This window comes from Dechloromonas denitrificans, assembly GCF_001551835.1.
Lineage (GTDB): Bacteria > Pseudomonadota > Gammaproteobacteria > Burkholderiales > Rhodocyclaceae > Azonexus > Azonexus denitrificans.
Genome location: NZ_LODL01000019.1, coordinates 294,136 through 311,238, shown reverse-complemented (window position 1 = coordinate 311,238; position 17,103 = coordinate 294,136). Strand labels below are relative to the sequence as shown.

Genomic DNA, 17,103 nt, shown 5'->3' with positions numbered 1-17,103 from the left:
ATGAGCGAAAACCGCAAATTGAGGGTGGCGACCACCTCGCTGGCCGGCTGCTTCGGTTGCCACATGTCCTTCCTCGATATCGACGAGCGCTTGTTCACGCTGCTCGAACACATCGAGTTCGACCGCTCGCCGCTGACCGATATCAAGACGGTCAGCCCGGGCACCGACATCGGCCTGATCGAGGGCGGCCTGTGCAATGCCGAGAACGTGCATGTCCTGCGCGAGTTCCGCCAGAACTGCAAGATCCTGATCGCGCTCGGTGCCTGCGCGGTCAATGGCGGCCTGCCGGCGCAGCGCAACCACCTGCCGCTGACCACTATCCTCGAAGAGGTCTATCACACCAGCCCGGGCCTGGCCAACGGCATGATCCCGAACGACCCGGAACTGCCGCTGCCGCTGAACAAGGTGCACCCGATCCATGAAGTGGTGAAGATCGACTATTTCATCCCCGGTTGCCCGCCATCGGCCGACGCGATCTGGAAAGTGCTGACCGACCTGCTGGCCGGCCGCGAGCCGTCGCTGGGCCACGGTTTGATGCATTACGACTGAATTCGGCCGCGTCATGGAATGGCCGCCCGGATTGGGAGATTTGAATGAGCTACAACCTTGAAACTGCCCAGCACCCCGAAACCCTGCGCCGCGTCGCCATCGATCCGGTGTCGCGCGTCGAAGGGCATGGCAAGGTGACAATCCTGCTCGACGACCAGAACAAGGTGCACCAGGTGCGCCTGCACATCGTCGAATTCCGGGGCTTCGAGAAATTCATCCAGGGCCGGCCGTATTGGGAGGTGCCGGTCATGGTCCAGCGCCTGTGCGGCATCTGCCCGGTGTCGCACCACCTCGCCGCGTCGAAGGCGCTCGATGTCATCGTCGGCGCCAAGAAGCTGACGCCGGCCGCCGAAAAGCTGCGTCGGCTGATGCACTACGGGCAGATGCTGCAATCGCACGCGCTGCATTTCTTCCATCTCTGTTCGCCGGACCTGCTGTTCGGTTTCGACAGCGAGGTGACCAAGCGCAACATCGTCGGCGTCGCCATGGCGCACCCGGAAACCGCCAAACGCGGCGTGCTGCTGCGCCGCTTCGGTCAGGAGGTGATCCGCGTCACGGCCGGCAAGCGGGTACATGGCACGGGGGCGGTGCCGGGCGGCATGAACAAGTCGTTGACTACCGCCGAGCGCGACGAGCTGCTCAAAGACATCTATCACATCGTCCAGTGGTCGCGCGACGCGGTGCACCTGATCCAGCAGGTGCATACGCAAGACCCGGGGCTGTACAACAGCTTCGGCATCTTCCGCTCCAATTTCATGTCGCTGGTCGGCCACAATGGCGACCTCGATTTCTACGACGGCACGCTGCGCGCTCGCGACGACAACGGCAAACTGATCTTCGACCATGTCGATTACCAGCAGTACCACCAGTACATCGAGGAAGAAGTGCGGCCGTGGAGCTACATGAAGTTTCCCTTCTTCAAGTCGTTGGGCAAGGAGCACGGCTGGTACAAGGTCGGCCCGCTGGCCCGGGTGCAGAACTGCAACCAGATCTCGACGCCGTTTGCCGAGCATGAGCGCAAGGAATTCGTCGATTACGCCGGCGGCTCGCCGCTGCACGCGCCGCTCGCCTACCACTGGACGCGGATGATCGAGATGCTGCACGCCGCCGAGGTGATCAAGGAACTGCTGCACGACGACGACCTGCTGTCGAAAGATCTGATGGTCGAAGGCGAACGGCAGATGGAAGGAGTCGGCGTCATCGAGGCACCGCGCGGCACGCTGTTCCACCATTACCAGGTGGACGAGAACGACGTGGTGACGATGGCCAACCTGATCGTGTCGACGACCAACAACAACCAGGCGATGAACGAGGCGATCCGCCACGTCGCCCGGCGCTACCTGAATGGCCGCGAAGTCACCGAAGGCCTGCTCAACCACATCGAAGTCGCCATCCGCGCCTTCGACCCCTGCCTGTCCTGCGCGACGCACGCGCTGGGCAAGATGCCGTTGGCCGTCGAGCTGGTCGATGTCGAAGGGCAGGTCGTGCATGCGTTGAGCCGGGCATGACGGCGCCGCTGGTCATCTACGTGGTCGGCAATCCGAGCCGGGGCGACGACGCCATCGGCCCGCTGCTCTGCGCTCGACTGGCCGACTGGCTCGACCATGCCGGGCTGGCCGGGCAGGTCGACCTGGTCGAGGACTTCCAGCTCAACATCGAGCACGTCCTCGACTTGCCGGGCCGGCAACTCGCGCTGTTCATCGATGCCGGCGAACGGACGCCTGCGCCATTCACCTTCCGGCGCATCGCGGCCGTACCCGGCCTGGCGCACAGCACGCATGCGCTGCCGCCCGAGTCGGTGCTGCAGGTTTACCGGCAGACCGAAGGCTGTGACGCGCCGCCGGCCTTCGTGCTCTGCGTGCGCGGTGAGCAGTTCGAGCTGGGGGCGGCCCTGAGTGTGGCGGCCGAAAGCCATGTCGACGCCGCCTTCGAACTGCTGCAGAAGCTGTGCTTGCGGCAGGAACTGGAGTTCTGGGCGGGCCTGGAAGGGCCGGCCGCGGCGCCGGTTTTTGCCGAATTTGCCACGTCCACCGCAGGCATTGCCTGAGGTGTCAAGGAGCGCATCATGATCCGGAAAATCTGCCTGCTTGGCGCCATGCTGCTGTTGTCCGCCTGCGCCGGTAACGATGGCCGCGGCTTGCAGCCCGGCATCGCGCAGATCGACGAAGTGGTCGCCCGGATGGGGCCGCCGGCGCTGCGCTGGGAGGACCCGGATGGCAGCCAGCAACTGGCTTTCCCGCGCGGGCCGCAGGGCGTCCATACCTTCATGGCCTTTTTCGGGCCGGATCAGCGCTTGCTCCGGCTGGAGAATGTCCTCGATACCCGCCACTTTGCGCAAATCCGGCCGGACAAGCACGACCAGAACGACATCCTGCGCCTGCTCGGCCCGCCCAATCCGGCGTGGACCGTATTTTTCAAAGCGCGCAACGAACTGGTCTGGGAGTGGCTGTTCTGCGACGACTGGAATCAGCTGGCCCGCTTCGACGTGCTGTTCGATGCGACTTCGGGCATTGTCCGGACCACCTACCAGCGGCCCGATCTGCGCGGCCCGGCGGCGATCGCCCCAATTTGCAGCCGTTAGCCGCTTGTGCCTGGCGGTGACCCAGCCGTCGCTCTGACTGCATCAGGATTTGTTGATGTGCATCATGGGCAAGCCGCCTCGATGGCGGCATTCTGGTAGCTGTGCGCTGCCTTTCCGGTGGTGTTGCGAGAGTGATATGTTTTTCCTCAGGCATTGTTTGACGGCGGCTTTGGCCGCCGCTTTTTTGACGCCAGCCAGCGCGCTGGACAGCGCCGAACAGCAGTTCGAGCGTCTGGCTGCACAGGTCAAGGCCGGTCACCCGCCGTCGCCGGGGGAAACTGTCGAAGTCGACATCGATCTGGCCGCCAGTTCCGGCTTCAGCGTCGAGCTCGCCGGGGAAAAGGCGCAGGTCCGCTACCGCATGGCCTTCAACCAGATCGCCGAAGGCTGGAGCTGGCGCCCGCTGGCCGATCCTGCGGTCGACGACTATTACCGCTACAAATTTCTGCCGCTGCAGTCGGTCGCCGTCGAGCGCGGCGAATACGCGCACGAGGACAAAATCGGCGTCACGCAGCAGATGAAAGTCAGCTGGCGTTACGACTATTTTCTGGCCTTCGACAACCTCTACGATTTCTATCCGCGTGTCGTCGATGACGACGCCGGCTTCGTCGCCGAGCTGCCCGCCGCTGCGGTCGGCCATCTCGGCCTGCGCGCCCGGGCTCACCTGATCGAGCCGCTGATCAGCGAGAGCACGACTTTCTGGAAGGCCACCTACGGCAAGCCGACCGATTTCACGCTGAAGAAGCGCTATCTGGTCAGCGTGCTCGACGAAATCGATTTCGTCGATACCGACAGCGGCAAGGTGCTCTGCCGTATTCGCCCGGCCAGCAACGACTGTCTGAAGCGCTGAGCCAAACGGCGGCTCAGGTGCTGGCGCCAAGGGCGCTCAGCGTGTTGGCCAGGGCCTGCCTGATTTCCGTGTCGCTGAATGGCTGCTCGACGCAGTCGTTGAGGCCGGCTGCCCGGCAACGTTCGCGATCCTGTGGCTGCACGCTGGCCAGCATCGCGATGACCGGCATGGCCGGGTTGCGCACACTGTCCGAGCCGCGTAGCTGGCGGGTGAGTTGGTAACCATCCAGCTCGGCCAATTCACAACGCAGCAGCATCAGGTCGTAATTGCCGTGGGTCAGCGCATCGAGCGCATGCTGGCTGCAGCCGGCAATCTCGACCAGATGGCCGAGGCGGGCGAGAGTGTCGTCGGCCTGGCGCTGCCTGGCCGGATCATTGTCGACGAGCGGGATGCGCAGGCTGGGTTGGTGGTCGGTGGTCGGCAAAGCCTCGGCGTGGCAACTGGCCCGGCACAGCGGCAGGCGGAACCAGAAGGTGGAGCCGTTGCCGGGTGTGCTGCGGACGCCGATTTCGCCGTGCATCAATTCGATCAGGCGCTTCGAAATCGACAGACCGAGGCCGGTGCCGCCGAAGCGGCGGGTTGTCGAACTGTCGGCCTGAGCGAAGGGAATGAACAGGCCGGCCAGTTGCTGTTCGGAAATGCCGATGCCGGTGTCGTGCACCGCAAAGATCAGCCCGTCGCCGGCGCCTTCGTCGCGCCTGACCTCGACCCGCACCTCGCCTTCGGCGGTGAATTTGATCGCATTGCCGATCAGGTTGGTCAGTATCTGGCGAATCCGCCCGGGGTCGCCGCGCAGCATGCCGGGGACTTCCGGCGCAATGTGCTGGCTGAAGTTGAGTGCCTTTTTGCGCGCCTGGACGCTGAGCAGACTGCAGGTCTGGCCCAGCAGTTCGCCGAGATTGAAATCGATCTGCTCGATAGTCAGCTTGCCGGCTTCGATCTTGGAAAAGTCCAGCACGTCGTTGATGATGCCCAGCAGCGAATTTGAACTGCTTTTCAGAATGTCGGTGAATTCGCGCTGTTCGTCGTCGAGTTCGGTATCGAGCAGCAGATCGGTCATGCCGATGACGCCATTCATCGGCGTCCGGATTTCGTGGCTCATGTTGGCGAGGAAGGCGCTCTTGGCGCGACTGGCCGCTTCGGCCCGTTCCGATGCCTCCTGCCGGGCGAGCAGGGCGCGCTCGTTGGCGACTGCCAGCGCGAAAAGTTGGCCGATCTCTTCCAGCGTCGCCAGGCGCGTGGCCGACTGCGAGGGCTTGGGGTTGGTGTAGAGGAAGAGCACGCCCAGGCATTCGCCGCCCAGCATCAGCGGCACGATGTAGTGGCCGTGATTGAGCATGTCGGGCCAGTGGTTTTCGTGCCGGGGGGCGTCGAAACAGCCGTCGGAAACGATGACCTGGCCGGATTCGGCGGCCCGGCCACAGAGGCAGCGGCCGAGCGGCACCTGCTTTTCGTCGGCGAGAAAACGGGCCGAAAAATTGCCGCGGGTGGTGTTCAGGTCAAGCTGGCGGCTGCCGGCTTGAAGCAGGAAGACGCCACCTTTTTGCTCGATATTCAGGCCGTGGAGCATGAAGACGGCAGCCAGTGCGGCGTCGAAGCGCTCGGCCAGCGGGCGGCCGGCTTCCTGGAGAATGCGGGCGATGGCAAATTTGGCCTCGGCCCCTTCGCGGGCCTCATGTTCGGCGTCCTCATGCAGGCGCCGGGCCGTGACATCCGAGGCTGCCCCGCGATAGCCGCAAAATTGGCCGGCCTGGTCGAAGACCGGCACGCCGCTCAGGCTGATCCAGCTAAAGCCGCCATCCGGCTTGAGCAGGCGGTATTCGAAGCGATGGAAGGGGCGGTGTGCTTCCAGGTCGGCGATATGGGCGTTCATTTCCGCCATGTCGCGCGGGTCGACCGCAGCCAGGATCTGGCGCCGGGTTTTGCCGATGATTTTGTTTGTATCCACGCCGAGCATGGCGCCGGCGTTGTCGGAAAAGAATGAGAAGCGCAGGGCGCTGTCCATTTCCCAGAACCACCAGTCGGAACTGGTCGAGAAAATGTCGAGAAAGCGCTGTTGATTGGCGGCCAGCGACTGATTGGCTTCGCCCAGGTCGCTTTCGATTCGCTGCAGGCGGCGGGAGAGGGCGACAAAGAGCAGCACGGCGAGGGCCAGCCCGCACAGGCTGGCCAGCAGCAGGTGCTGCCGGCTGGTTACCCGCACCGCACTGACGTCGCGCAGGATGGCCAGCGCAACGACGGCCTGATCGCTGTCATCCTTCAGCGAGACGATGCTGGCCAGCCAGGTATGTCGGCCGTCGCGCAATTCGACAATGCCCGGGTCCTGGCCGGCGACGTGGCTGGCCAGTGCGTCGGCCAGCTCGGCCGGCATTTGCTCGAGGCTTTGATTGAGTAGGGCGAAGTTGGGGTAGTCCGCCCAGTTGCCACTGAAGCCGAGGGCCTGCTTGCCGGTGGCGAAGGCCTGGGCGCTGGTCCGGGCTTTATGGACGGCGGTGAAGGTCTCCAGTTGCAGGAATTTCTGGATCATGCCGGCAAACCATTCGACCTCCATGCCCAGCTCGATATAGCCGAGCAACCGGCCATCGACCCGCCAGGGCAGCACATGACGCAAGGTGTAGGTCGCCGTCGCCCCCAGCTCCAGTCCGCTGGCCGGCTGGCCGCTGGCCGCCGCCTGACGGAAGCTGCGCCGTTCGATGCGGTCGTCCTTGACTGCCGGTTCATGCACCCGGAGCAGTGTCCGGCCATCCGGCCGGATGAAATACCAATGGCTGATGCCGAATTGCTGGCGCAGGCTGGCCAGGGTGTGGCGGGTTTCGGCGAGCAGCGCATCGCCGTCCTGCTGGCTCATCGCGACGATCAGGGCCGGATTGCGGCTGGCCTCGGCGGCGAACCAGGCCAGTTGGCGCGTGCTGTCGTCCTGCAGCTTTTTCCAGATGGCGAGCACCTGCCGGCCGCTGTCTTCGCTCAATTGTCGTTCGCGCTTGACCTGATAATTGTTGAAGACCAGCGCAAATATGGCGACCAGCGACAACAGGGCGATAGCGACCGGATACAGAATCTGGCGCTTGATACGAAAGCTGGCGGATTGGGAAGCCATGAGGCGATGGTTCTGGTTCAACAGCAAAAAACCGCCACGTCCCGTTGCCGGAGCGGGCGGTTTTCAACAGCGTGTTAAGTATCGGCCGTGCGCGGGCCGCAGGTGCCGAACGGGCGGGTGGAAACCTAGCGGTAAACCAGCACCGGCACCTTGGAATGGGTCAGCACCTTGTTGGTTTCACTGCCCAGTAAAAAGCCGCTAATGCCCCGTCGACCGTGGGAAGCCATGAAAATCAGGTCGCAGCCGGATTTTTCGGCGGCTTCGATAATGGCTTCGTAGGGGACGTCGCTGGTGGCTGAGGTCAGCGAGCATTCGACGCCGGCTTCGGCGCACTCCTTCTGGACTTCGCCGAGGTATTCATTGGCTTGCTGGTCGGCCAGTTCGGCGAATTTCTCCGGCGTGGTCGGGTCGATCAAGGCGCCTTCGCCGAAGTAGGCGATCGGGTATTCCGGTTTGGCGAAAAAGACCGTGATCCGGGCGCCGCATTCCTTGGCAAACGAAACGGCCCGTTTGGCAGTGGCGCGCGAAAGTTCGGAGCCATCGGTCGGTACGAGAATGTGCTTGAACATGATTGGGTCTACCTCCTGAAACAGTCTGCTGGCGTTGCATTCAGCCTTCTTGAGGTTCATGCTACGCCAAGTCGGGAGGAATATAAACATGCGACTGACTTTTCTCGGAGCCGCCGGTGAAGTGACCGGTTCCTGCACCCTGGTCGAGACGGGCGATACCCGCTTCCTGGTCGATTGCGGGATGTTCCAGGGCGGGCCGGAGGCGCGCCAGAAGAACCAGCGGGCGCTTGATTTCGGTTTCGATGTCCGCCGGATCGATTTCGTGCTGCTCACCCACGCCCACATCGACCATTCCGGCCTGCTGCCGCGCCTCGCCATGCTTGGCTACAAAGGGCCGATCTATGCGACGCCGGCCAGCATCGCGCTACTTGAAGTCCTGCTGCCGGACAGCGCCCATATCCAGGAAAAGGAAGCCGAGTGGCAGTTGCGCCATCGTCACCGGCGCGGCAAGAATGAGCGCGGCATTCCGGCGCCGCTCTACTCGGTGGCGCAAGCCCTGGCTTCCTTGTCCCAATTGCAGCCGGTTCGTTACGGTGTCGAGCTGGAACCGGCCGAAGCGGTCCGCGTGCGTTTCCACGATGCCGGCCACATCCTTGGCTCGGCCTGGCTGGAAGTGACGGTGAGCGGCGAGGGGCGGCCGCGCCGCTTGGTCTTTTCCGGCGATCTCGGCATGTCCGACCGGCCGGTGCTGTGCGATCCGGAAAAGGTCGTGCCGACGGCCGATGTGCTGTTGATCGAATCAACCTACGGCAACCGCCTGCACCGCTCCCTGCCGGAAACCGAAGCGGAAATCATTGACGCAATCGAACGGACCCGGGCTGCGGGTGGCAACCTGATCATTCCGGCCTTTGCCGTCGGCCGGACGCAGGAAATGCTCTACACGCTGGCCGATCTGGTCCGCCGCAAGCGACTGTCGCCGCTCAAGGTTTATGTCGATTCGCCGATGGCCAACAGCGCAACGCGCATCACGCTTGGCCATCAGGAACTGCTCGATCCGGAAACCCGCGAGTTGATCGCCTGGCAACAGGCCCACCCGGCGCAGATGAAGATCGAATTCGTCGCCGATGTCGAGGCCTCGAAGGCGCTGAATGAAGTGCGCAGCGGCGCGGTGATCATTTCGGCGAGCGGCATGTGCGAGGCTGGCCGCATCAAGTACCACCTGCGCGAGAACCTGTCGCGCAGCGAATGCAGCGTGCTGATCACCGGTTTCCAGGCGGCCGGCACACTCGGCCGGCGACTGGTCGATGGGGCGCGGCTGGTTCATATCTTTGGCCAGGCGGTGCCGGTGCGGGCACGCATCTATACGGTCGGCGGCTTGTCGGCGCATGCCGACCAGGCAGCCTTGCTCGCCTGGCTGCGCGGTTTTCACAAGGCGCCGGGGCAGACTTTTGTGGTGCATGGCGAAGCGGGCGCCTCGGCCGCCTTCAAGCGCGCCATCGAGGAAGAACTCGGCTGGTCGGCGGTGCATCTGCCGCTCCCCGGCGAGTCGGTCTCGCTGTAACATGCTCTTGGTAATCTTGGAATAATCAGGAAGAGGTAATTCAAATGTCCGGTAATGGAACAGCCCGCCACGGCGGCGTCGATATCAGCAGCCTGAGTCCGCTGGAAACGACCAGCAAGGCGATCAGCAACGCCCTCGATCCGTATGGGGTCACCACCTCGCTGCTCAACGCCCACATGGCCTGGATGATGCATCCGCAGGAGCTGACCCGTGCGCTCAACGCCCTGTCGGGCGATCTTTTTGCGCTCCAGTCGCATGTCATGCGGCGGGCGATCGGCATTCCGTCGGACGACGTGATCAAGCCGAATGCCGACGATTCCCGTTTTGCCGCCCCGGTGTGGACCGACTCGGCCTCGTGGGACATCATCAAGGAATGGTACCTGGCCTTTACCCACCGCCTGCAGGACATGTATTTCGAAACGCCTGGGCTGTCCGACAAGGAACGCCGGCGTGCCGCCTTCTGGCTGCGCGAATGGCTGAACATGGTGGCGCCGACCAATTACTTCTGGCTCAACCCGGTCGCCATGCGGCGCTTCGTCGAGACTAACGGCGAAAGCCTGCGCCAGGGCTGGGAAAACCTGCAACGCGATGCCAAGGCCAAGAACATCCTGATGGTCGAGCCGGATGCCTTCACCGTCGGCAAGGATCTGGCGACGACGCCGGGCAAGGTGGTCTTCCGCAATCGCCTGGTCGAACTGATCCACTACGCGCCGACCACCGACAAGGTGCGAGCGACGCCCATCGTCATCACGACGCCGTGGATCAACAAGTTCTACATCCTCGACCTGACGGCCAAGAAGAGCATGGTCAAGCACCTGACCGACAAGGGCTTCTCGGTTTTCATCACCAGCTGGAAGAACCCGGGCGAGGATCTCTCCAATATCCGCCTCGACGACTACCTGCTCGAAGGGGTCGATGAAGTCGTCCGCGTCGCCTGCGAGTTCTGCAAGGTGCCGCAGGTGCATCTGGTCGGCTACTGCATCGGCGGTACGCTGGTCAGCACCTACATGGCCTGGGCCAACAAGCGCTATGGCGCCGACCAGGTACCGGTGGCGCACTGGACGCTGTTCACGACGCTGACCGATTTTTCGCATCCGGGCGACATCGATGTCTTCATCGACGAAGCCTGTGTCGGCGCGCTGGAAGAGTCGATGGCCAAGAAGGGCTATCTCGACGGCGGTGAAATGGCCACCTCCTTCCGCCTGCTGCGTTCGAACAGCCTGATCTGGCATTACTGGGTGAGCAGCTACCTGCTCGGCGAAAGTCTGCCGCCGTTCGACGTGCTGTTCTGGAACATGGATACGACGCGCATGCCGCAGGCCATGCATTCCTATTACCTGCGCGAAATGTACCTGCACAACAACCTGATCAAGCGCGACAAGCTGGAAATCGCCGGCGAGTCGATTGACCTCGACCGCATCACGCAGCCGCTCTATGCAGTGACGGCCGAGGATGACCACATCGCGCCCTGGAAGCAGTGCTACCGCATTCGCAAGTACGTCAATGTCGCGGCCTCCGTGCGTTTCGTGCTGTCCTCCTCGGGCCATATCCTCGGTATCGTCAACCCGCCGGCCAATCCACCGAAGCGTGCCTACTGGATCGCCGAGCCTGAACGCAACGAGCACTGGGAGCATTGGCTGGACCGCGCTGAGAAGAAGCCGGGCACTTGGTGGGACGACTGGACGAACTGGCTGGGCGAACGGACCGGCGATCTGGTCGAAGCCTATCCGGCGGCCAATCGCAAGTTCCCGGCGCTGGCCGACGCGCCCGGCACCTACGTCCTGGAAAAATAGCGCACCGCCTGCCGCCAAGCACCGTCGGGCTATCCGGCCCCGGCTTGAATTGATACATTAGCCGCTGACTGGAAAGTTCCACGGTGCCTGGATGATGATGAATGCCCTGACGATGAGCCCAGCCCGGCAGCCGCCGGCTGGTGACGATCTGTTGCGTATCGTGCGCATCAATGAAGAAATCAAGCGCGTGGTCGGGGTCTCCTTCAAGATCAACATCATGGCGCTCAACGCCATTTTTCTGGCCAAGCGGGCCGGCACGGCGGCCCGCGGCTTTGGCGTGCTGTCCAACGAGTTGCGCGTTTTCTCGCAGGATCTGCGGACCTGCATGGAGGCGCTGACCGGCCTGATCCATGGCTGCGTCAACGAGGTCTCCATCGTGCTGCAGGACATCCGCTTTACCCGCTTGCTGCGCGAGGCGGCCGAACTGGCGCCGAAGTCGGCGGCAATTGCCGTGCTGCAGCGGCGCGAGGATGAGAATGATGAGCATCGGCAAAAGCTGGCCCGCTTGCGCGGCCAACTGAAGCGGGCGCTCGAAGATGCTTTCCAGATGGTCGAACTGGGCGGCGTCTTGGCCAAGTCGGCCAAGATCGAGGCGGCCTACGGGCAGAGTTTTGCCCCGTCGCTGTCGCAGGTGTCCGGCGAGTTCGATGGCATTGTTGAAGAGATTCGCGGCTCGCTCGAATCCTTGCGCCGTTCGGCCTTTTTCACTGGCCATTGAGATTCCGGGAGGGGATACGTGAAAACAACCAAGACCATTTTCCAGCAGGGCAACCACAAGTGGGTGGCGATCGTGCGCGATCCGGACAAGCCCAATTACCTGGTCGATACCAACGAATACCTGGTGACCCACGGTGGCAAGGGGCTGCTGCTCGACCCGGGCGGCGCCGAAATCTTCCCGGCCGTCTTTTCGGCGTTGTCGGCCGAGTTCGATCCGTCGGCGCTGGCCGGCATCTTCGCCTCGCACCAGGACCCGGACATCTGTTCCTCACTGGCCCTGTGGCTCGAATTCAATCCTGGCATGCGCTGCTACGTCAGTTGGTTGTGGAGCAGTTTCATCCCGCATTTCGGCGGTACGGCGGATACCTTCGTGCCGATCCCCGACGAAGGCACCGACATTTCGCTGGAAGGCCTGATCCTGCAGGCGGTGCCGGCGCATTACCTGCATTCGTCCGGCAATTTCAACCTTTACGACAAGATCGCCAAGGTGATGTTCTCCGGCGATGTCGGCGCGGCACTCCTGCCGCCCGGTGAGGACAGCCTGTTCGTCGAGGACTTCGATCGTCACATCCGCCATGCCGAAGGTTTTCACCGGCGCTGGATGGGGTCGAACGAGGCCAAGCGCCGCTGGTGCGAGCGGGTGTCGCAGATGGATATCGACATGCTCTGCCCGCAACACGGTGCGATCTACCGTGGCGCCGACGTCCAGCGCTTCATCAACTGGTTCGACGACCTGCAGGTCGGTATCGTCAAAGCCTGATTCTTGCGGGATTTGACGGCGGTCAAGGTGGCCGCTGGCGGTGGCCCCGAGAATGGGGCCCTAGCCCAACGCCAAGAGTGAGCCATGACCACCATCAGAACTTTCATGACCGACGATCATCGCCATTGCGATGATCTGTTTGCCGAGGCCGAGCAGGCCATGGCCAAGAACAATATCGAAGCCGCCCGCGCCGCTTTCGCGCATTTCCAGTCGGCCATCCTGGCCCATTTCGCAGCCGAGGAAAAAACCCTTTTCCCGACTTTCGAAGCCAAGACCGGCATGAGCATGGGGCCGACCCAGGTCATGCGCATGGAACACGCGCAGATGCGTGCGCTGCTCGATGAAGCAGCCGCTGCGCTGGGCGCGGGCAATACCGAGGATTACCTCGGCCAGGCGGAAACCCTGCTGATCATGATGCAGCAGCACAACATGAAGGAAGAGAATATTCTCTACCCGATGTGCGACCAGCATCTGACCGAGGAACTGCCGGCCGTCCTTCAACACCTGGAAAGCGAATTGTCCGAAGCATGAGTCATCCCAAAACACCGCATGTCGTCGACGCCCGTTTCATGGAGCCGCCCGAGCCTTTCGTCAAGACCATGGAAATGCTCGATCTCCTGAAGGATGGCGAGAAGATGCTGCTGCTGCTCTACCGCGAGCCGCATCCGCTCTACAAGGTGCTGAAGCAGAACGGTCACGCCTACGAGACCGAACTGATGCCGGACGGTACCTACGAAATCCTGATCTGGCCGTGATGCGCGCAAGCTGAGCCGCATCACCCGATGCAAGCCTTGCTCTCTTTCGAAAACACGCCTCCCTTCGCGGCACCGCTCCGGTTTTTTGTCACGGCGCCGCTGTTCGCCGTGCTGGCCGGGCTGTTGCTGCTGCTCGAAGGGCCGGCCCTGTTCGCCTCGCGCTGGATGCCGGCGACGCTGGCCGCGACCCACCTGATGACAGTCGGCTTCATGCTGCAGGTCATGCTCGGCGCGCTGATCCAGATCCTGCCTGTGGTGGCCGGGGCCAACCTGAAACGCCCGCTGCTGATCGCGACGATTCTCCATCTCGGCCTCAGTATCGGTGCCTTGCTGCTGGCCGGTGGCTTCTATCTGGGCCAGCCGCTGCTATTGAGCGCTGCCGCCTTGCTGCTTGCCGTGACGGTACTGGTTTTCCTGGTCGCCACGACGCTGGCGCTGATCGGCGTGCCGTCGACCAGCCCGACCATTCGTGGCCTGAAGCTGGCCTTGTTCGGCCTGTTCGGCGTCGTCGCCCTCGGTGCCGTGATGGCCTTCGCGCTGGCCCATGGCTGGGCCTTGCCGCTGCCGGTACTGACCGACCTGCATGCCGGCTGGGGCCTGGGCGGCTGGGCCGGCGTGCTGCTCGCCGCCATCGCCTACGTCGTGGTCCCGATGTTCCAGTTGACGCCGGGTTATCCGGCCAAGCCGAGCTGGTGGTTTCCGCTGGCCATGCTGAGCCTGCTGCTGCTGTGGAGCGCCGCCGTATTTTTTGACCTCAATGCGCTGATCCGGCTTTGCCAGGGGCTGGCGGCGATCGTCGGCATCGCCTTCGCCGGCCTGACGCTGCGCCTGCAACAACAACGGCGGCGGGCGCGGGCCGATGCTACCTATCATTACTGGCAACTGGGGCTGACGGCGAGCATTTTTGCCCTTTTGATGCTGTTGACCGCAGCACTCTGGCCGGCCGCCAGCGATTTGACTGGCTGGACCCTGCTCTTCGGCATCCTGCTGGTTGGCGGCGGTTTCCTGCCCTTCATTGTCGGCATGCTCTACAAGATCGTTCCCTTCCTGGCCTGGACCCATCTGCAGAATCAGGGTCAGGCCAAGGTTCCGGCGCCGAGCATGAACAAGATTCTGGCCGATACCGCCATGCAGCGGCAGCTGATCGCCTACGTCGCGGCGCTGGTGCTGTTGCTGGCCGCCGTCTTCTTCCCCGACTGGCTGGCCCGGCCGGCCGGTCTGGGCTTTGCGCTGGCCAGCGGCTGGTTGTGGCTCAACCTGTTTGGCGCCATCCGCCGCTATCGCCAGTTCGGCCGGGATATCCGGGGCAAGCTGGCAGCCAAGTTGGCCGGGAGCAAATGATCTACGTCGCCCTGAAACATCTGCATGTCACCTGCGTCGTCCTCAGCGGCCTCGGCTTCTGCCTGCGCGGCTGGTGGATGCTGCGCGAGTCGCCGGCGCTGCAGCAGCGGCTGGCCCGCGTCCTGCCGCATATCGTCGATACGCTGCTGCTCGGCAGTGCGCTGAGCATGGCCGTTCTCAGCGGCCAGTACCCGTTCGTCCAGGGCTGGCTGACCGCCAAGCTGGGCGGCCTGCTCGCCTACATACTGCTCGGCACAATGGCCCTGAAACGTGGCCGGAGCAAGGCGATCCGTACCCGCTACTTGGTTCTGGCGCTGCTCGCCTACGGCTATATCGTCAGCGTTGCGCTGAGCCGCAATCCCTTGCCCTGGCTGTAAAAAAGGCCCGGGTCACCGGGCCTTCTGCGCTAGCCGGGGGCGGTGTTACAGCCTGCCCAGTTTGCGATACAGCGTGTTGCGACTGATCCCCAGCTGGCGGGCCGCCGCCGAGATGTTGCCGCCGGCCGCTTCCAGCGTGCGCAGCGCGGCCTGGCGGCCGATCTCTTCGAGGCTGCCGGCATTGTCGAGCGGTGCCGCGGCCCAGACGTCGCTGTTGCCGAGCGGCACGCTCGGGGCGATGGGCAGGCTTTCGAACAGCTCTTCCGGCAGGTGGGTTTCGCTGATCAAGGTTTCGCCGTCGTCGAGCAGCGCGATGGCGACCCGGATGACGTTGAACAACTGGCGGATATTGCCCGGCCAGCTATAGCTTTCCAGCGCCTGCATGGCGCTTTCGGTGAAACGGACCGGCGCCCGGTTGCCGGTTTCGGCCGCCGCCAGTTTGCCGACCATCTGGCGGATGTCGGTCCGCTCGCGCAAGGCGGGCAGGGTGACGCACATGCCGTTCAGCCGGTAGTAAAGGTCTTCGCGGAAAGTGCCGCGCGCCACTTCCTCGCGCAGTTTGCGGTGGGTGGCGCAAACCAGCGAGATATCGACCTGGATGGCGCGGGTACTGCCGAGCGGCGTCACGCAGCGTTCCTGCAGCACGCGCAGCAGGCGGGCCTGCAGGTTGAGCGGCATGTCGCCGATTTCGTCGAGGAAGAGGGTGCCGCCATGCGCCTGCTGGATCTTGCCGGGGGCGCCTTCCTTGCGGGCGCCGGTGAAGGCACCGCCCTGGTAGCCGAAGAGTTCCGATTCGATCAGCGTTTCCGGGATCGAGGCGCAGTTCAGCGCGACGAAGGGGCCGCTCTGCCGTGAGCCGCTGTTGTGGAAGGCCTTGGCGAACATCTCCTTGCCAGCGCCGGATTCACCCTGGATCAGGATCGGGATGTCGCGCCCGAGAATGCGCCGGGAGCGGTCGATGGCGGCCTGCAGGCGGGCGTCGCCGGTATTCAGGGTGTCCAGCGTCAGTTGCGGGGTGGCAGCGTTTTCCTGGCGGCGCGGCGGCGGGCGAACGGCGGTCGGCTCGTCGTAGACCCGGCCGGCGATGCTCAGCGGCGGCAACTGGCCGCGTAACTGGACGTGGATCTGCTTGCCATTGACCGAGATTTCGCAACTGCCTTGCGTGTTGCCGCGCAGGCGGTCGACGAGGGCGGACAGGTTGCTTTCAAAAACGATCGAGAAGTCGCGGCGCACGGCATCGACCTGGCGAATGCCGAGCAGTTCCAGACCCTTGCGGTTCACCGCCAGCACTTGGCCGTCTGGCGAGACGGCGGCGATGCCTTCCTTGGGGCTGCCCAGGTAATCGGCCCGGCTATGGAAGCAGACCAGGATGTCGCGGGCGTGGATCGTTTCGAACAGGCGCTTTTCGACGATGGCCGACGACAGGCGGACCAGGCCGAGGGTGTGGCGCTGCTGGCTGCGATAGTCGCCGGAAATGTCGAGGACGCCGATGACCCGGCCATCCGGCCCGAAGATCGGACAGGCGCAACAGGTCAGAAAGCCGTTGTGTTCAAGAAAGTGTTCGGCGCCGAGTACTTCGGTCGGCGCTTCTTCGGCCAAGGCGGTGCCGATGGCGTTGGTGCCGCGCTGGTTTTCATCCCAGGAGGCGCCGGCCATCAGGGCGATGCGGTCGGCCCGGTCGACGAAGTCAGGATCGCCGACGGTTTCCAGCAGCAAGCCGTTGGCGTCGGCGAGGACGACCATGCTGCCCGATTCGCGGATCTGTTCGAAAACATGTTCCATGATCGGCCGGCCCTGGGCCAGCAGGTAGCGGTTGCGGTCCTGCTCGGTTTTCAGTGCGACGCGGTCGAGCGACTCGACACCGGGCAGCGGGTGCTGCTCGGTCAGGCCGAAGCGCAGGCAGCGTTCCCAGGAGCGGAGGATCAGCGGATCGACCAGGCCCTCGGGCAGGTCGCCACGGTCGAAAAATAGCTGCCGGGCTTGTTGCAGGCGCTGGCCATGTGTGTCGGCCGCAAGTTGAAGTTGTCCCATCTCTCCTCCAGCATTCCAGTTGTCATTTTTGTATTTTTTATTGTTTCATAACGTAACACTTGCACATTTTATTAGCAATGCACCGAGCACTGCTGCGGAAAGGTGAGCAAATGCTGTGCCAGATCGGACCATATTTTCCCCGGAGAGTTGCCGGCCCCGGGATCAATAGTTGCGATGCAGGC

Annotated in this window: 16 protein-coding genes; 13 read left to right on the top strand and 3 right to left on the bottom strand. The window is 63.5% G+C overall.

Translation table 11 applies throughout. The features are described from left to right. The 5 genes from AT959_RS09275 to AT959_RS09255 all read left to right on the top strand — a co-directional run bounded on the left by AT959_RS09275 (position 1) and on the right by AT959_RS09255 (position 3,980). Positions 1 to 549 (top strand): NADH-quinone oxidoreductase subunit B family protein, encoded by a 549-nt coding sequence (locus AT959_RS09275; RefSeq protein ID WP_066882696.1) that lies wholly within the window; start codon positions 1 to 3, stop codon positions 547 to 549. Positions 550 to 593: 44 nt separating this feature from the next. After that, positions 594 to 2,057: a Ni/Fe hydrogenase subunit alpha gene (locus AT959_RS09270; RefSeq protein WP_066882695.1), complete on the top strand. Its 1,464-nt coding sequence runs from the start codon at positions 594 to 596 to the stop codon at positions 2,055 to 2,057. Further along, on the top strand, positions 2,054 to 2,596 hold the full coding sequence (locus tag AT959_RS09265) for a hydrogenase maturation protease (RefSeq protein ID WP_066882694.1): 543 nt from the start codon (positions 2,054 to 2,056) through the stop codon (positions 2,594 to 2,596). Before AT959_RS09270 ends, AT959_RS09265 begins: the two co-directional genes overlap by 4 nt. An 18-nt stretch (positions 2,597 to 2,614) precedes the next feature. Next, positions 2,615 to 3,130, top strand: a complete 516-nt coding sequence (locus AT959_RS09260) for a hypothetical protein (RefSeq protein ID WP_066882693.1) — start codon at positions 2,615 to 2,617, stop codon at positions 3,128 to 3,130. A 184-nt stretch (positions 3,131 to 3,314) separates the two neighbouring features. Next, positions 3,315 to 3,980 carry a hypothetical protein gene (locus tag AT959_RS09255; protein WP_157651263.1) on the top strand — a complete coding sequence of 222 codons (666 nt, stop codon included), beginning with the start codon at positions 3,315 to 3,317 and terminating at the stop codon, positions 3,978 to 3,980. A gap of 13 nt (positions 3,981 to 3,993) precedes the next feature. Here the strand turns inward: AT959_RS09255 and AT959_RS09250 are convergent, their stop codons facing one another. Both AT959_RS09250 and AT959_RS09245 read right to left on the bottom strand, forming a co-directional pair. Next, positions 3,994 to 7,077 carry an ATP-binding protein gene (locus AT959_RS09250; protein ID WP_157651262.1) on the bottom strand — a complete coding sequence of 1,028 codons (3,084 nt, stop codon included), beginning with the start codon at positions 7,075 to 7,077 and terminating at the stop codon, positions 3,994 to 3,996. A gap of 125 nt (positions 7,078 to 7,202) precedes the next feature. Next, the gene (locus AT959_RS09245) at positions 7,203 to 7,646 is read right to left on the bottom strand and encodes a universal stress protein (RefSeq protein WP_066883045.1); all 444 of its coding nucleotides are present in this window, start codon (positions 7,644 to 7,646) and stop codon (positions 7,203 to 7,205) included. Positions 7,647 to 7,734: 88 nt separating this feature from the next. Here AT959_RS09245 and AT959_RS09240 point away from each other — a divergent pair, with 88 nt between their 5' ends. The 8 genes from AT959_RS09240 (at position 7,735) to AT959_RS09205 (ending at position 14,890) form a co-directional block, all read left to right on the top strand. After that, a complete protein-coding gene (locus AT959_RS09240) occupies positions 7,735 to 9,147 on the top strand; it encodes an MBL fold metallo-hydrolase RNA specificity domain-containing protein (RefSeq protein WP_066882690.1) in 1,413 nt (470 codons plus the stop codon). A gap of 44 nt (positions 9,148 to 9,191) precedes the next feature. Continuing rightward, positions 9,192 to 10,940 (top strand): PHA/PHB synthase family protein, encoded by a 1,749-nt coding sequence (locus AT959_RS09235; protein ID WP_083518313.1) that lies wholly within the window; start codon positions 9,192 to 9,194, stop codon positions 10,938 to 10,940. A 91-nt stretch (positions 10,941 to 11,031) separates the two neighbouring features. Beyond that, complete coding sequence (locus AT959_RS09230; protein ID WP_240481799.1) at positions 11,032 to 11,658, top strand: chemotaxis protein; 627 nt, start codon at positions 11,032 to 11,034, stop codon at positions 11,656 to 11,658. Between the two features lie 18 nt (positions 11,659 to 11,676). Then, the gene (locus tag AT959_RS09225) at positions 11,677 to 12,417 is read left to right on the top strand and encodes an oxygen-binding di-iron domain-containing protein (protein ID WP_066882689.1); all 741 of its coding nucleotides are present in this window, start codon (positions 11,677 to 11,679) and stop codon (positions 12,415 to 12,417) included. Between the two features lie 84 nt (positions 12,418 to 12,501). Next, positions 12,502 to 12,948 carry a hemerythrin domain-containing protein gene (locus tag AT959_RS09220; RefSeq protein ID WP_066882688.1) on the top strand — a complete coding sequence of 149 codons (447 nt, stop codon included), beginning with the start codon at positions 12,502 to 12,504 and terminating at the stop codon, positions 12,946 to 12,948. Next, complete coding sequence (locus tag AT959_RS09215; RefSeq protein WP_066882687.1) at positions 12,945 to 13,172, top strand: DUF2249 domain-containing protein; 228 nt, start codon at positions 12,945 to 12,947, stop codon at positions 13,170 to 13,172. The genes AT959_RS09220 and AT959_RS09215 overlap by 4 nt, the downstream gene beginning before the upstream one ends. Before the next feature lie 27 nt (positions 13,173 to 13,199). Then, the gene (locus AT959_RS09210; protein WP_066882686.1) at positions 13,200 to 14,513 is read left to right on the top strand and encodes a hypothetical protein; all 1,314 of its coding nucleotides are present in this window, start codon (positions 13,200 to 13,202) and stop codon (positions 14,511 to 14,513) included. Further along, the gene (locus AT959_RS09205) at positions 14,513 to 14,890 is read left to right on the top strand and encodes a SirB2 family protein (RefSeq protein WP_066883042.1); all 378 of its coding nucleotides are present in this window, start codon (positions 14,513 to 14,515) and stop codon (positions 14,888 to 14,890) included. The genes AT959_RS09210 and AT959_RS09205 overlap by 1 nt, the downstream gene beginning before the upstream one ends. Before the next feature lie 45 nt (positions 14,891 to 14,935). Here the strand turns inward: AT959_RS09205 and AT959_RS09200 are convergent, their stop codons facing one another. After that, positions 14,936 to 16,921, bottom strand: a complete 1,986-nt coding sequence (locus AT959_RS09200) for a sigma-54-dependent Fis family transcriptional regulator (protein WP_066882685.1) — start codon at positions 16,919 to 16,921, stop codon at positions 14,936 to 14,938. Positions 16,922 to 17,103 lie beyond the last annotated feature (182 nt).